Annotated in this window: 11 protein-coding genes; 10 read left to right on the top strand and 1 reads right to left on the bottom strand. The window is 46.3% G+C overall.

The annotated features are described in order from the left end of the window. The first annotated feature begins 241 nt into the window (after positions 1 to 241). On the top strand, positions 242 to 3,301 hold the full coding sequence (locus EP58_RS11030; protein WP_159106224.1) for a pectate lyase-like adhesive domain-containing protein: 3,060 nt from the start codon (positions 242 to 244) through the stop codon (positions 3,299 to 3,301). A gap of 64 nt (positions 3,302 to 3,365) precedes the next feature. Beyond that, positions 3,366 to 4,106, top strand: coding sequence for a WxL domain-containing protein (locus EP58_RS11025; RefSeq protein ID WP_052164846.1), 741 nt, complete (start codon positions 3,366 to 3,368; stop codon positions 4,104 to 4,106). Between the two features lie 46 nt (positions 4,107 to 4,152). Here EP58_RS11025 and EP58_RS11020 read toward each other — a convergent pair whose 3' ends face one another. After that, positions 4,153 to 4,437: an ArsR/SmtB family transcription factor gene (locus tag EP58_RS11020; protein ID WP_036093395.1), complete on the bottom strand. Its 285-nt coding sequence runs from the start codon at positions 4,435 to 4,437 to the stop codon at positions 4,153 to 4,155. 110 nt (positions 4,438 to 4,547) lie between these two features. Here EP58_RS11020 and EP58_RS11015 point away from each other — a divergent pair, with 110 nt between their 5' ends. The 8 genes from EP58_RS11015 to pknB all read left to right on the top strand — a co-directional run bounded on the left by EP58_RS11015 (position 4,548) and on the right by pknB (position 14,745). After that, positions 4,548 to 4,841: a putative quinol monooxygenase gene (locus tag EP58_RS11015; protein ID WP_036093391.1), complete on the top strand. Its 294-nt coding sequence runs from the start codon at positions 4,548 to 4,550 to the stop codon at positions 4,839 to 4,841. Between the two features lies 1 nt (position 4,842). After that, positions 4,843 to 5,475, top strand: coding sequence for a nitroreductase family protein (locus EP58_RS11010; RefSeq protein WP_103035005.1), 633 nt, complete (start codon positions 4,843 to 4,845; stop codon positions 5,473 to 5,475). 598 nt (positions 5,476 to 6,073) lie between these two features. Next, positions 6,074 to 7,276 carry a bifunctional phosphopantothenoylcysteine decarboxylase/phosphopantothenate--cysteine ligase CoaBC gene (coaBC, locus tag EP58_RS11005; RefSeq protein WP_077917912.1) on the top strand — a complete coding sequence of 401 codons (1,203 nt, stop codon included), beginning with the start codon at positions 6,074 to 6,076 and terminating at the stop codon, positions 7,274 to 7,276. A 1-nt stretch (position 7,277) separates the two neighbouring features. Next, a complete protein-coding gene (gene priA, locus EP58_RS11000; RefSeq protein ID WP_036093384.1) occupies positions 7,278 to 9,680 on the top strand; it encodes a primosomal protein N' in 2,403 nt (800 codons plus the stop codon). A gap of 12 nt (positions 9,681 to 9,692) precedes the next feature. After that, positions 9,693 to 10,637: a methionyl-tRNA formyltransferase gene (gene fmt, locus EP58_RS10995; protein ID WP_036093381.1), complete on the top strand. Its 945-nt coding sequence runs from the start codon at positions 9,693 to 9,695 to the stop codon at positions 10,635 to 10,637. Further along, positions 10,634 to 11,971 carry a 16S rRNA (cytosine(967)-C(5))-methyltransferase RsmB gene (rsmB, locus tag EP58_RS10990; protein ID WP_036093379.1) on the top strand — a complete coding sequence of 446 codons (1,338 nt, stop codon included), beginning with the start codon at positions 10,634 to 10,636 and terminating at the stop codon, positions 11,969 to 11,971. Before fmt ends, rsmB begins: the two co-directional genes overlap by 4 nt. Before the next feature lie 60 nt (positions 11,972 to 12,031). Continuing rightward, on the top strand, positions 12,032 to 12,790 hold the full coding sequence (locus EP58_RS10985; RefSeq protein WP_036093377.1) for a Stp1/IreP family PP2C-type Ser/Thr phosphatase: 759 nt from the start codon (positions 12,032 to 12,034) through the stop codon (positions 12,788 to 12,790). After that, positions 12,787 to 14,745, top strand: coding sequence for a Stk1 family PASTA domain-containing Ser/Thr kinase (gene pknB, locus EP58_RS10980; RefSeq protein ID WP_036093376.1), 1,959 nt, complete (start codon positions 12,787 to 12,789; stop codon positions 14,743 to 14,745). Before EP58_RS10985 ends, pknB begins: the two co-directional genes overlap by 4 nt. The last annotated feature ends 2 nt before the right edge of the window (positions 14,746 to 14,747 follow it).

The raw sequence follows: 14,747 nt of genomic DNA, 5'->3' as shown, positions 1-14,747 counted from the left end.
AAACAGGATATAGCTAGGAAATAATAATTCATAAAGTTGTCAAGAAGACGCAATTCGGACGTTCACAAACAACATTTTTTCACAAAATAGAACTATATGTATCTATTTTACCCTCATTTGGTTCAATATATCACGGAAACCAGCAAAAAACGAATATTGTGGTACGTGGTATGATTGGTTCATGGAAAAGCGGTACACATTTTTCTTACAGGATGTTTACCAGATAGGCTTGGAGGTGGTAATGATGAAACTTCTTAGACGGACGATGGCAGTGACGCTTGCGTGTAGTTTTGTAGTAACGAGTGTAGCGCCAATCATGAGTAGTGCAGAGGGCTTGGTAGAAACGGCAGCTGAGGCAAATATAGAGCAACCAAAAGCAACCGAAGCGAAAACGGAAACGACGCCTGAATCAGCAACACAAGAGGTCGCGAAAGAGAGGAAAGGGCTTCAATCATCACGATTACAAGCTACGGCAAATGTTGCGAACGTCACGGATTATTTGCAACTGGAAGCCGCGATGAAAGATGTTACGGTTACAGAAATCAATATTATGAATGATATCAATTTTTCAAACTATACAACGGGGAGTGCGGCGGAATCGAATCTCAGCATTCCAACGAGAAGTATCACGATAAACGGAAATGGTCATACGGTTGATTTTAGAAGTCGTGGTTATTTAATGTCATTTGGCTCGAATAAAGTGGATATTGTGATCAAGGATATTAAAATGTTCGGTCGGAATTACTGGGGTCCGCTGCGTTTATCGGGAACGGCGGGTAAAGGAACGCAACTTACCTATCAAAATATTGAATATACTGGCGCCCAACTTACTTGTTCGTATGAGGCAGACGTGAATATTATTGGCAATGTCGTGAACAGATCGGTGAATTCTTACGTTTCTCCTTTTGATAGTGTGACGTATGCGGCTTTGACGAACCAAGTAAACCTGGAAATAACGAATATTAATTTTCAAGAAAATTCGACGTATACTGGATCGACCACGAATGCGACGGTCATTAATCTTGGGAATAAAGGAACAGCGACGGTTGGGAAGAACGCAGAGGTATACTTGATACGCGGTGGGAGTTCTGGTGAAGAAGGAACGTGCGCTTTCAGGATTGATGGTAATTTAAATATTGATGATGGTGCTTATGTTCAAATTCGCACAGAGACGGGAAGTACGGCTGGTGGGGTGATATTAGGAAGTAGCGGTAGTTCATTGCACGTTAGTAAGAATGCCGAATTGCTCGTTAATACGCTGGGCGCTGGTTCAGATGGACGTAACCCGATTTATATTGCCTCTGGTGCCTCGTTAAAAGTGGATTCCGGTGCCAAATTAAATATCCGTGCTGAAAATACTGGAACATCAACAGGTGCCGCGATTTATACAGGTGACAATAGTAGTTTTATCGTTGCAAAAGATGGCACGTTTGATGTTCAAACAGATGGTACGGGCTCTAAATATTTGATTCGGATTGGTAACGCGTCTACTTTTCAATTTGCCGATGCTAAAAGAGTGAATTTGCAGTTGAACAATACGAATGCTGGAAGCCGCCTGATTTATATGTACGGCACTGCTGGAAAACTTAATGTGGACGTGCAATCGGTGAAAGCTTGGACGGGAACAGATTGGCTCGGAGACGGGAATCAAACGTATTTTTGGAATCCGATGTATGGGATGAATATTAAATACAGTAGCTCCAATGTCAGTTCGGTAACAGCTAACTCGGTGAATGAGGCGACGCAAACGAGCTTTATCCAAAATTTCCGGACGCAGAATTTTAAACGGGTATTGTTTGAAGGAATTCCTGATGTGGCGGTATCGATCAATGATTTGACAGATGACAAGGCGGCGATGAATAGCCATACGATTACCGGTGTCACTAATCCTGGTGCGTACGTAAAATTCTCCGGTGACGCAGCGATTGGGACAGGAAGCATCACGTCTCAAGATTTCAACGACGCAACTATGTATCATGTTATTGCAGACGCGGAAGGAAAGTATACGTTCACATTGCCAGCAGGAAGTTACGTGACAGCAGGAAATCAAGTCACTGCCTATTCTTATCTCAACGGTAAATCTGCGACGGCGACCACGACTGTAAAAGATGAAACCGCGCCGGATGCCCCAACGTTGCATGCCATCAATGACAAAGCAACAGTCGTGGCGGGTGATGCAGAAGCGAATGCGACGGTCACCATTTATAAAAAAGCCGATCATACTGTTTTAGCAACAGGAAAAGCAGATGGTAGTGGCCATTATAGCATTGCCGTCCCAGTATCGGAGCGCCCAATCGTGCCTTATATTGCTTGTTATGCGGTGGCAACAGATGCTGCGGGAAATACGAGTGAAAAATCGGCAGACGTGATTGTAGCGGATACGACGAAACCAACAGCGACGCCAGTGACGCAGTATGCAACAGTTGGTGACACTTTTACGACGAATGCAAAAGATCTGCTGACAGATGTGTATGATAATGCTGGAAATGGTGATGATAACCTCATCTATACCATCAGCAAACAGCCTGATTTGAGCAAAGTTGGCTATACGACTGTGGAGATGACGCTTAAAGATCAGGCCGGAAATACGACGCCGATAACGGTGCCAGTTTTTGTGAAGGACGCAGGGACAATTAGTAACGATCAGGCGATGATGCAGGCGAATGACATCACGATTCAACTTGCGGAATATCCAGCGAGCGAAGCGGAATTGAACACGCTCATAAGGCAGCGTTCTAATTTGAAAGCTTGGGCGATTCCGAGTGGTACGGACATTACGAGCCAAGTCGCTATCGTTGATAAGGGCGGCCTAACGAATACGCCTGGCGAATACACGGTCACTTTTTCTGTGGATGGTATTGGGAAACGGATTAAGGTGAAGGTGCAAGATGGTGCTTTAGCGCTCGGAAATGTGACGGAAAACATTTCGTTTGGCGAGCAAATGATTACTTCTAAGACAAAAACGATAAAACCTATTGATGACGTTCAACTCTCTGTGAGTGATACGAGAAGCGTTTCGTCTAATTGGCTAGTCAGTGCGCAACTTGAAACACCACTACAAACGACTGACGGAAAAGTTTTGACCGATGCTTTAGCGATGAAGACCGCACAAGGTGAAACACCCCTTAGCACAGAGCACGCCATTCCAGTCTACTCTAATGAACGCATGCAACGCGGTTTAACGGAAATCGACTTGAATTCAAGCGAAACATCCTTAGTGATGAACGTGAAACCAGGAACTGCTATGGCAAATAAACAATACAGTACGAATATTCGATGGACGTTAGAAGATGCCCCCTGATATTCGAGTCGAATTTTGACTCTTTTATTATAAAAAATTTAGAAACAAGAAGGAGAAATATAAAATGATGAAATTAAGTAAAGTAGCACTAGTAGGTATTTTGGCAGCAAGTAGTTTGGCGATTTATGCAGCACCATCACACGCGGCGGAGGTTGGTTCGACGACTTCAAAAGGTGATATTATTTTTAAAGAGGATGATGGCACGACACCAACAAACCCAATCGATCCGACAAATCCTGGTGATGATGTAACGCCAACAGATCCAGATGCGCCAACACCAACAACGGGTGCGCTTCGTTTAGACTATGTATCGAATATTCATTTTGGAGAGCAAACAATTTCTGGTAGTGATACAACATATAAAGCCAAATATGATGAAGTCGTTTTGAAAAGTGATGGTAGCACAAAATATGTACCGACTTTTGCGCAAGTGACGGATAATCGTGGAACGAACGCTGGTTGGAAATTGCAAGTGAGTAATGATCAGTTTAAAGCGGGATCGAGCGAGTTGACTGGTGCAGTATTGACGTTGAAAGATGCGGAATTGAACTCGGCGAATGCGGCGAAACCGATGAATAATCAGAACGTTGTATTGAACGGGAATAGCGCGATTCAAGATGTTGTGAACGCACCAGTTGATTCTGGAATGGGTGTTTGGACGAACGCGTTTGGTAATACGGTCGGCGCCGATGCGGATGCTGAAAATGCGAGCGTGACGCTGAAAGTTCCAGGTGCGACGAAGAAAGATAAAGATGCGAAATATGTGACAACACTGACTTGGACATTAACAGACACGCCTGATTGATCGAAAAAAACAAGCGATATAATTCCGGGATTCGGAGTTATATCGCTTATTTTTTGTGGAAGATGGTGAAAAAGGCTGGATATTGTTCGAGTAAATCTTGGTTGGGTGAATAAATATGCGTCGTGCCTTCTTTTCGAACGGCGACTAAACCGGCCTCCTTTAGCAGTTTAATGTGGTGGGACATCGTGGATTTTGAAACGTCGTAGGTATCGCTCGTCACGCGCTGTTCTCCTTTTTGAAGTAAGCAGCGGAAAATATCGAGGCGAATCGGATCACCTAAAGCTTGGAATAAAACTAACAACTGATCTGTATTTGGATTATTATTTTTCATAAAAGTATCATAGCACATTACATATTAGTTGCCTATCAAAAAATGTTATGGTAAAGTATTGTAGTTCGAAAAAAATCGAACAATATAATCGAAGGAAGAAGGGCGAACAAATGCTAGTTATTCAAGCGAAGTTGGAAGTCCAAGAAGATAAGGTTGCTGCTTTTTTGAAAGAAGTGGAGCCGTTGGTTGAGGCGTCACGCGCGGAGTCGGGCAACATTAGCTACAAGTTGACGTGTGCCGTTGAAAATACGACCGAGTTTTACATGATCGAGCAGTGGGAAGATTTAGCTGCGATTGATGCTCATAATAAAAGCAAGCATTTTCAAGCGTTCCAAGCCGGTGTTGGCAGCATGTTGAGTGCGCCGCCGACCATTCAAGTACTCAGCACATTAGAAAGGAAGTAATATTATGTATAAAAATAATGACTTTGAAGATATTATCAAAAACCGCCGTTCGATTCGTACATATGACGACTCGGTGAAAATTAGTAGAGAAGAGATGGAGCAAATCTTGACGGATGCGATGCGCGCGCCATCATCGGTGAACATGCAGCCGTGGCGTTTTGTTGTGGTGGAGAGTCCAGAAGGTAAGGAGAAATTGCGTCCGCTTGTGCGATTTAATACGCAGCAAAATGATTCATCGTCGGCCATGATTGTGATTTTTGGTGACTTGAATAGTTTTGAGAATGGGGAGAAAATTTTTAGTAGCGCGGTGGAGCAAGGATTGATGCCGGCGGATGTGAAAGAGAAGCAAATGGCTGCGTTGACACCTTATTATGCGAACTCGCCACGTGAGGAATTGGAACGTGTGGCGTTGATTGACGGTAGTCTGGTTGCGATGCAGTTGATGTTGGTCGCGCGGGCTTATGGTTATGATACGAATCCGATTGGTGGATTTGAGCGGAAGGAAGTTGCCGAGGCGTTTGGGATGGATACAGAGCGTTATGTGCCGGTGATGATTGTTTCGATTGGGAAAGCAGGCGGCTTGGGGTATGGTTCGTATCGGATGAGTACGGATGAGACTGTATTTTGGAAATAAGGTCTGGATCATATGACAGATAAATCGGCGACAAGCGCTCGCATTCAAGAGATTCCGCGGACTTCCGGTTCTCACGTACACGAGTACGCTCCGCTTCTGGCTTCCACGGAATCTCTTGAATACAAACGCTTTCGCTCGATTTGTTTAAAGCAGGATGTACGTCTTACCCAGAAAAATGGGGATTCGTGATATCCTGTTTTTTTGTGTATAAAGTCGATTATGTTAAAATAATCTATGAACCCATTGTTTTCCTTGGATAATTATGTTACCGTAGAAATTAGTAAAAGTTTATGCTAGACAGAGATTAAAAATATACATAGAAAAGGAGTTTTACCTTTAAAATTATTAATGAGAACGCAGATAAATTAACGCGTCGGAAGAAATACAACAAGATAATAACGGTCGCTACGAAAGAAGTTTGATATCTAGACTCAAAGATAGGGGCTCTGCATTGTATATAATATAAAATATCAAAGCTAGGATTCCTCACCCAAAAGGAGATTCCTAGCTTTTTCTTCACCTTTCTAACCTCCAGCACTGTTTTTTCCCGCGCTAAAACGGTATAATTGATGGGAAGGTGAAAGAGGTGACCTAGATGTTGGATGGAAAAAATATCTTACTCGCGGTTTCTGGTGGAATCGCTGTTTATAAAGCTGTGGCGCTTACGAGTAAATTGACGCAGGCGGGCGCGAATGTGAAGGTTATGATGACGAAAAGTGCGCAGGAGTTTGTGCCGACGCTTTCGTTTCAGGTGTTGTCGCGCAATGATGTGTATACGGATACGTTTGATGAGAAGGATTCTGGTGTTGTGGCGCATATTGACTTGGCGGACTGGGCGGATCTTGTGATTGTGGCGCCGGCGACGGCGAACGTGATTGGCAAGATGGCGAACGGGATTGCGGATGATATGGTGACGACGACGCTGCTTGCTACGGAGGCGCCGATTTGGGTAGCGCCAGCGATGAATGTGCACATGATTGCGCATCCGGCCGTGGTTAGGAATATTAATCAGCTTTACGCGGACGGTGTTCGTTTTATTGAGCCGAGCGAGGGATATCTTGCGTGCGGGTACGTTGGGCGTGGCCGTTTGGAGGAACCGGAGCGGATCGTGGGTCATTTGACGAGCTTTTTTGCGGAGAAGAATACGACGCTTGCTGGACGGAAAGTCGTGGTGACGGCGGGGGCAACGATGGAAAAATTGGACCCGGTGCGTTATTTTACGAATCATTCGACGGGGAAAATGGGCTTTGCGGTCGCGGAAACGGCGGCTAGATACGGCGCGGAAGTCGTGCTGGTGACGTCGTCTACGAAACTTGCGGTGCCGCACGGTGTTCAGGCGGTTTATATTGAAACAGCGCAGGAGATGTACGAGGAAGTCATGAAGCATCAGGATTCGGCGGACGTTTTTGTGATGAGCGCGGCGGTCGCGGACTATACACCAAAAGTGATTCATGAGCATAAAATTAAGAAGCAGCCAGGTGATTACGCGATTGAGATGGTGCGCACGAAGGATATTTTGGCGGAAATTGGTCAGAATAAGAAGGCGGAACAGGTCGTGATTGGCTTTGCTGCGGAGACGCAAAATGTGAAGGAGAATGCGCTGAAAAAACTGCATGCGAAAAATGCGGATTTGATTGTGGCGAATAATGTGGCGCAAATTGGTGCTGGTTTTGGCGTGGACACGAATCAGGTGACTTTTTATGGGCAGGAAGATGCGGAGAAGGTTTTCCCGTTATTGTCTAAACAAGAGGTAGCGCGCGAAATTATCGAACAGGCTGCGCGTTTGTTGGAGGAAAAGTAAGATGGCAAGAGTAGCCCAAGTGATTGTGGATGTGCCAGCGATGCAGGTTGATCGCCCGTTTGATTATCTCATTCCGGAGGCTTGGCAGGATATTGTGCGACCTGGGATGCGTGTTTCGGTGCCGTTTGGGAACCGGGCGTTGCAGGGGTTTGTTGTTGGTACGTCGGACACGAGTGAGTTCGCGAAATTAAAAGAGATTCGGGAAATGATGGATTTGGCGCCGGTTCTAAATGAGGAGCTTTTGGAGCTTGGGGATTGGATTTCGCAGGAGACGCTGGCTTATCGGATTACGGCGTATCAGGCGATGCTACCGGCGGCTTTGCGGGCGAAATATGAGAAGTATTTTGTTTTGCTGGATACTGCGAATGATGAGGCACAGCGGCTTTTTGAAGAGTATGAAACGATGGATTGGAAACGGGCGGAACAGCTCGGAGCCTTGCCAACGCTTCAAAAGTGGATGAAGGACGGCATCGTCGAATTGGTGTATCAGGTGAAAAACAAGGTGACGAAAAAAACGATGCGCGTGGTCAAACCGCTTGCGTCTGTGCAGCAGTTGGAGGACGCGATGGCGGGGCTTTCGAAAGGGGCCAAAGCGCAAAGCAAGATTTTGCAATTTTTCCAGGTTTTTGATGAGGAATATATTTCGGTGAAAGCGTTGCGGGAGAAGGTTCAGACGACGGATGCGACGATTCAGAAGGTGGCGGCGCTTGGCTTGATTGAGATCGTGGATCAGCATGTGTCGCGGGATCCTTATGAGCATCATGATTTCAAGGCGAGTACACCGCTGCCATTATTGCCGGATCAGCAGGCGGCGCGGGATGCGATTGTGGCTTCGGCCGCGGCAGGAGAACAGGAGACATTCTTGTTGCACGGCGTGACCGGGAGCGGGAAAACGGAGATTTATTTGCAGTCGATTGAGGCGGTACTCGCGGCTGGAAAAGAGGCGATTGTGCTCGTTCCGGAAATCGCGTTGACGCCGCAAATGGTGGAGCGCTTTAAACGCCGCTTTGGGAAGCTTGTCGCGGTACTTCATAGCGCGCTTTCGGCGGGTGAAAAATATGATGAATGGCGCAAAATTGAGCAGGGGAAAGCCAAGGTCGTTGTTGGGGCGCGTTCTGCGGTTTTTGCACCATTTTTGAAGCTCGGTATTATTATTATTGATGAGGAACATGAAACGAGTTATAAGCAGGAGGATAATCCGCGGTATCATGCGCGGGACGTGGCGATTGAGCGGGCGAAGCGGTATGGTTGCCCAGTTGTGCTCGGTAGTGCGACGCCTTCTTTGGAGTCGTTTGCGCGGGCTGGGAAAAAGCGGTATACGTTGCTTGAATTGCCTACGCGTGTGAATGATACGGCGCTTCCGGAGGTCGAAGTGGTCGACATGAGTGAGGAATTGCGCAACGAGAATCGGACGGAATTTTCGCAAGTGTTGTTGGAAAAAATCAAGGATCGGCTGGCGAAAAAGGAACAGGTTGTGCTGCTTCTGAATCGGCGCGGGTACTCGTCGTTTGTGATGTGCCGGGATTGTGGCTATGTCGTGGAATGTCCGAATTGCAGTATTTCGCTGACGTATCATCAGGCGCATAATCAGATGAAATGTCATTATTGTGGGTATCAGGAAGGCGTGCCAAACCATTGTCCAAGCTGTGAAAGTGAGCAGATTCGGTACTTTGGGACAGGGACGCAGAAGGTGCAGGAGAGCTTGGCGAAATTGATTCCGGAGGCGCGTGTGATTCGGATGGATGTGGATACGACGACGAAGAAGGGTTCGCATGAGAAGCTGCTGAACCAGTTTCGGGATAAGGAAGCGGATGTGCTCTTAGGTACGCAGATGATTGCGAAGGGGCTGGATTTTCCGGATATTACGCTTGTAGGGGTGTTGAATGCGGATACGATGCTGAATTTGCCGGATTTTCGGGCGTCGGAGAAAACGTTCCAGTTGTTGACGCAAGTGAGTGGTCGCGCGGGACGGCATCAGTTGACGGGCGAGGTTATTGTGCAGAGTTACAACCCGGAGCATTATAGTATCCAGTTCGCGAAGACGCATGATTATATTGGTTTTTACAACCACGAGATGCGGGTTCGCAAAATTGGTTCGTATCCGCCGTTTTATTATTTGACGCTGATTAATGTGAGCGACGAGGATGAGATGAAGGCGGTTCGGACGATTCAGGAGATTACGCAATTTTTGCAAGGGAAGTTGGGGCCAGATGCGATTATTCTGGGACCGGTGCCTAGTTCGATTGCGCGGATTAAGAATAAATATCGCTATCAGTGCATTATTAAATATAAAGTGGAGCCGGAACTGAAGGCCGAACTGAAAAATATTTTGTTGCATTACCAAAAAGAGCAAGTGAAAGGGCTGACGATTACGATGGACGTGCAGCCGTTTGTGATGATGTAAAGGAGAATGAGGATGACGAAGATAATTTTTATGGGGACGCCGGCTTTTTCGGTGCCTGTTTTAGAGCAAGTCGCGGATAAATATGAGGTGATTGCGGTTGTGACGCAGCCGGATCGTGCGGTGGGACGTAAGCGTGTGTTGACGCCGCCACCAGTGAAGGAAGCTGCGGTTGCACGGGGAATTCCGGTTTATCAGCCGGAGAAGTTGCGGAGTTCGCCGGAATTGGACGAATTAATCGGACTTGGCGCGGATTTGATTGTGACGGCGGCATACGGACAGATTTTGCCGAATGCGTTGCTCGAGGCGCCGAAACATGGGTGTATCAACGTGCATGCGTCGCTTTTGCCGGAGTATCGTGGCGGTGCGCCGGTGCATTATGCGATTTTGGATGGGAAAACGGAGACGGGCGTGACGATTATGTACATGGTCGAGAAGTTGGACGCTGGCGATATGTTGGCGCGCCGCAGTATTCCGATTACGGATGCGGATAATGTGGGGACGATGTTTGAGAAGCTGAGCGAGGTTGGTGCGTCGCTTTTGATGGACACTTTGCCAGACCTTCTAGCTGGAAAATTGACGCCCGAACCGCAGGACGCGAGCCGTGTGACGTTTGCGCCGAATATTAAGCGGGAGCAGGAAAAAATCGACTGGACGCGTGATGGTCGAGCGATTTTTAACCAGATTCGCGGACTTTCGCCGTGGCCGGTTGCTTATACGACGCTTGCTGGGAATGCTTTTAAAATTTGGCAGGCGCGCATCGAAAAGACGAATAAAGAAGTCCCAGCTGGACAAATTGTCTGGACGACAAAACACGATTTTGCGATTGCGACGGGTGACAAAACGGTCATCGTGCCGGAAATCGTACAACCAGCAGGCAAGCAAAAAATGGCTGTTGCTGACTATATGGCGGGAGCCGGGCAACATCTAAATCTAGAAACAAGGTTCGGTGAGATATGAAAAAACCAGAAACAGTCCGCGAAATAGCGTTGGACTTAATCGAGAAAATCGAAAATAACCAGTCGTTTAGTCATTTACTAATCAACGACGCGCTCAAAAATAGCGATTTAAATCCAATGGACCGCGGACTTTTAACCGAGCTCGTTTACGGAACGACACAACGCCGAATCACGCTAGACTTTTACTTAGCGCCATTTTTGCGACAAGCACCTGAAAATTGGGTTTTGAATTTGTTGCGGTTATCGGTGTACCAATTGGAGTTCCTCGATAAAGTGCCAGAGCATGCGATTCTACATGAAGCCGGCGAAATTGCGCGTGAACGTGGGCATGATGGCGTGACGAAATTCGTGAATGGCGTGTTGCGGAATGTGATTCGTAAAGGTGTGCCAAAAATCGAGGACATTCAGGATGAAACAACGCAAATCTCTGTGGAATCTAGTTTGCCGACATGGCTCGTGAAGCGTTGGATCGCGCAATTTGGCGCTGAAAAGACACGCGAAATTGGGTTGTCCTTTTTAGAGGCGCCGTCGCAAAGCATTCGTGTTAATGAAAATAAAGTGACGGTTGCGGAACTTCAAGCCGAGCTTTCTGCGCAAGGGATCGAAACGGAGCAAAACGCCTATATTCCAGAGGCTTTAATGATGGAACGCGGCTCGATTGCTGAAACGCAAGCCTACCATAACGGTCGTTGCACGATTCAAGATGAGAGTTCGATGCTTGTCGCGCATGCCTTGCAACTAGAAGACGGCTTACATGTGCTCGATGCATGTTCGGCGCCAGGTGGAAAAACAACGCATATCGCTGAAAAAATGCATAATACCGGCGAAATCGTCGCGCTTGATATTCATCCGCATAAAACGAAACTAGTGAATAAAGCCGCGAAACGCCTCGATTTGACGAACATCACGACGGAAGTGCTTGACGCCAGAAAAGCGAGTGAACTTTTTGCACCAGAAAGCTTTGATCGTGTTTTGGTGGATGCTCCTTGTTCCGGATTTGGCGTGTTGCGTCGTAAACCAGACATTAAATATAGTAAAACGGAGTCTGATATCGAGAATTTGGCGCGGATTCAGCAGGCAATTTTAGCTGAGGTTGGCGCATTGCTTAAAGAAAATGGTATATTAATATACAGTACGTGTACCATTGACCAAACGGAAAACCGTGGTGTTGTGGAGAATTTTCTTGAAAATCACCCGGAATTCCAATTAGAACAAGTACAGGTTCCTGAAAAAATGAGTCCTTTCGTACAAGGAGATTACCTCGAATTAGTGCCGACAGATATAGGAAGTGACGGTTTCTTCATCGCCGCATTCCGCAAAATAACCAACAAATAAGCAAGGGAAAGACAGGTTTTAATGGTTGAAATTTTCCCAGCAGTGTGAGGTGTAAGCAATATGCATGCAGAATTTAGAACAGATCGAGGCAGAATCAGAAATCATAATGAAGATAACGGTGGCATTTTCGAAAATCAACTCGGAAATCCGCTGGTCATCGTTGCAGATGGAATGGGTGGTCACCGAGCTGGCGACGTTGCTAGTGAAATGGCGGTTCGTTTACTCAGCGAAAAGTGGCAAAATGTTGCTGATATGAAGTCTGCGGCAGAAATCGACGCATGGTTCCGCGAAGCTATTCAAGCCGTGAACGAGCAAATTTTGGCGCACGCAAAACAAGATCCAACCCTTCAAGGCATGGGAACAACACTTGTTGCGGCCGTTTTTTCAAATAGTCAAATCATCGTGGCAAACGTTGGCGATAGTCGTGGTTACATTATGAAAAATGGTGTGCTAGAACAGCTTACCGAAGACCATTCGCTCGTCAATGAACTGCTTCGTAAAGGCGAGATTACGAAAGAAGACGCGGAGAATCATCCACGCAAAAATATTTTATTACGCGCGCTAGGCATTGAAGGAAACGTAGAGACGGATGTCTTTATTTTGCCATTTCAAGCGAAGGATCAGCTGTTGCTTTGCTCGGATGGTTTATCGAATATGCTGACGGAGCAAGAAATCGAAGCGGTTCTCACAAGCAAACGAACGCTCGCAGAAAAAGCGGACATTTTTATCACGAAAGCGAACGCAAACGGTGGAGAGGACAACATCACGGTGTTGCTTTTGGAGCGGAATTTAAGGGAGAAAGGTAGGGATGTATCATGATGATCGGCAAGCGAATTAATGACCGTTACAAAGTTGTCAGCGCAATCGGTGGCGGCGGAATGGCCAATGTTTTTCTTGCACATGACATGATTCTTGATCGCAATGTGGCTGTCAAAGTATTGCGCATTGATTTAGCAGATGAAAGCAACTTGATACGCCGTTTTCAGCGAGAAGCACAATCAGCGACAAGCCTGGTGCATCCAAACATTGTTAGCATTTACGATGTAGGCGAGGAGAACGACCTTCACTACATCGTAATGGAATACGTAGAAGGAATGGATTTAAAGCAGTACATTCATGAAAACCATCCAATTCCATTCGAAAAAGCTGTGGATATCATGCTCCAAATCGTTTCAGCCGTTGCGGTAGCCCACAGTGCACATATCGTCCATCGTGACTTGAAGCCACAAAATATTTTAATCGACCATGACGGCGCTGTGAAAATTACCGATTTCGGTATCGCGATGGCCCTTTCTGAAACATCGATTACGCAAACCAATTCGCTACTCGGCTCGGTGCATTATTTGTCACCAGAACAAGCCCGAGGCGGCATGGCAACACAAAAATCAGACATTTACTCACTCGGAATCGTCCTCTACGAATTGCTTGTCGGGAAAGTCCCGCATGACGGTGAATCGCCGGTTTCCATCGCAATCAAGCATTTACAAGCAAGCATCCCATCGATTCGCGACCAAAACCAAGATATTCCACAAAGTTTAGAAAATATCGTTATTCGCGCGACGGCCAAAGATCCATTTTTGCGCTATCAAACGGCTGAAGAAATGAAAGCAGATTTAAAAACGGCGTTGGACCCAGAGCGGCGCAACGAACCGAAATACGTATTCCCGATGGACGATGGCGAAACGAAAACCATCCCGATTATCGCAACGAAAAGCGCGATGCAAAACCTCGATAATACGGTGGTCAGCGCCGCTGAAAAACCAGAAGAACCTACCGAACCACCGAAAAAGAAAAAGAGCAACAAAAAGAAAATCTGGATTATTTCCGCCGTCGTTCTTTTATTCGCGATTATCATCGTTGCCCTCTGGCTCATGGGTCGTCCCCCAGCCACAGTGAAGATTCCAAACGTGGCAAATGATACGAAAGAAACCGCCGTGCAAAAACTGCAAGACGCGGGCTTTGTCGTCGGAGAAACGTTTGAGAAGAATAGCGATAAAGTCGATGAAGGAAAAATCATTGAAACCGATCCCGAAATTGGGACAGGCGAAGAAAAAGGCTCAACAGTCAATCTATACATGAGCATTGGCGCGAAAAAAATCACGGTAGAAGATTACACCGGCAAGACATACGATACCGTGAAACAAGTATTAGAGCAGCAAGGCTACAAAAAAGTAAGCTACACCGAGGAATATAGCGATTCCGTCGATTCAGGCGTGATTATTTCGCAAGATCCGACATCAGGAAGCGAGGTTGTTGCTGCGGATACAGAGATTTCATTCGTGGTGAGTAAGGGCGCGCAACCGTTAACGCTAAAAGACTTATCTGGATTTAACCAAGTCGGCTTAGACGATTATGCGAGCTCTAACGACATTACTATTTCCGTTGGCAGTGAAGAATATTCCGATACAGTCGGCGCTGGCCAAGTCATCTCGCAAAAACCAGAAGCAGGTGCGTCTTTAAATAAAGGCGATAAAGTGACGGTTGTGATGAGTAAAGGTCCGAAAGAAAAAGAAGTGAAAACGGTCAAACGAACCATTAATATCAAGTATGAGCCGGAAGATCCAGCTGCGAATCCGCTCGTACCACAGCATATTCAGATTTATATTCAAGACAAGAATAACAGTATGACGAAAGCCTACAAAGAAATGGATATCACGAAAGACACAACCGAGACGCTATCTTTTGACATTGAAGAAGGCACACAAGGCGGTTACAAAGTCGTTCGCGATAATACCGTTATTTTAGAGGAAACCATTGATTATCCAAATTCATAAGA

Source organism: Paenilisteria newyorkensis (assembly GCF_000766145.1).
Classification (GTDB): domain Bacteria; phylum Bacillota; class Bacilli; order Lactobacillales; family Listeriaceae; genus Listeria_A; species Listeria_A newyorkensis.
Note: the sequence above shows the minus strand (reverse complement) of the source record. Positions and strands in the feature narration are given on the sequence as shown.

What these genes read in the sequence shown, in the direction of transcription:
- EP58_RS11030 (WP_159106224.1), top strand. Translation starts at nt 242, where the DNA reads ATGATGAAACTTCTTAGACGGACGATGGCAGTGACGCTTGCGTGTAGT.
- EP58_RS11025 (WP_052164846.1), top strand. Translation starts at nt 3,366, where the DNA reads ATGATGAAATTAAGTAAAGTAGCACTAGTAGGTATTTTGGCAGCAAGT.
- EP58_RS11020 (WP_036093395.1), bottom strand. Translation starts at nt 4,437, where the DNA reads ATGAAAAATAATAATCCAAATACAGATCAGTTGTTAGTTTTATTCCAA.
- rsmB (WP_036093379.1), top strand. Translation starts at nt 10,634, where the DNA reads ATGAAAAAACCAGAAACAGTCCGCGAAATAGCGTTGGACTTAATCGAG.
- EP58_RS10985 (WP_036093377.1), top strand. Translation starts at nt 12,032, where the DNA reads ATGCATGCAGAATTTAGAACAGATCGAGGCAGAATCAGAAATCATAAT.
- fmt (WP_036093381.1), top strand. Translation starts at nt 9,693, where the DNA reads ATGACGAAGATAATTTTTATGGGGACGCCGGCTTTTTCGGTGCCTGTT.
- EP58_RS11015 (WP_036093391.1), top strand. Translation starts at nt 4,548, where the DNA reads ATGCTAGTTATTCAAGCGAAGTTGGAAGTCCAAGAAGATAAGGTTGCT.
- pknB (WP_036093376.1), top strand. Translation starts at nt 12,787, where the DNA reads ATGATGATCGGCAAGCGAATTAATGACCGTTACAAAGTTGTCAGCGCA.
- priA (WP_036093384.1), top strand. Translation starts at nt 7,278, where the DNA reads ATGGCAAGAGTAGCCCAAGTGATTGTGGATGTGCCAGCGATGCAGGTT.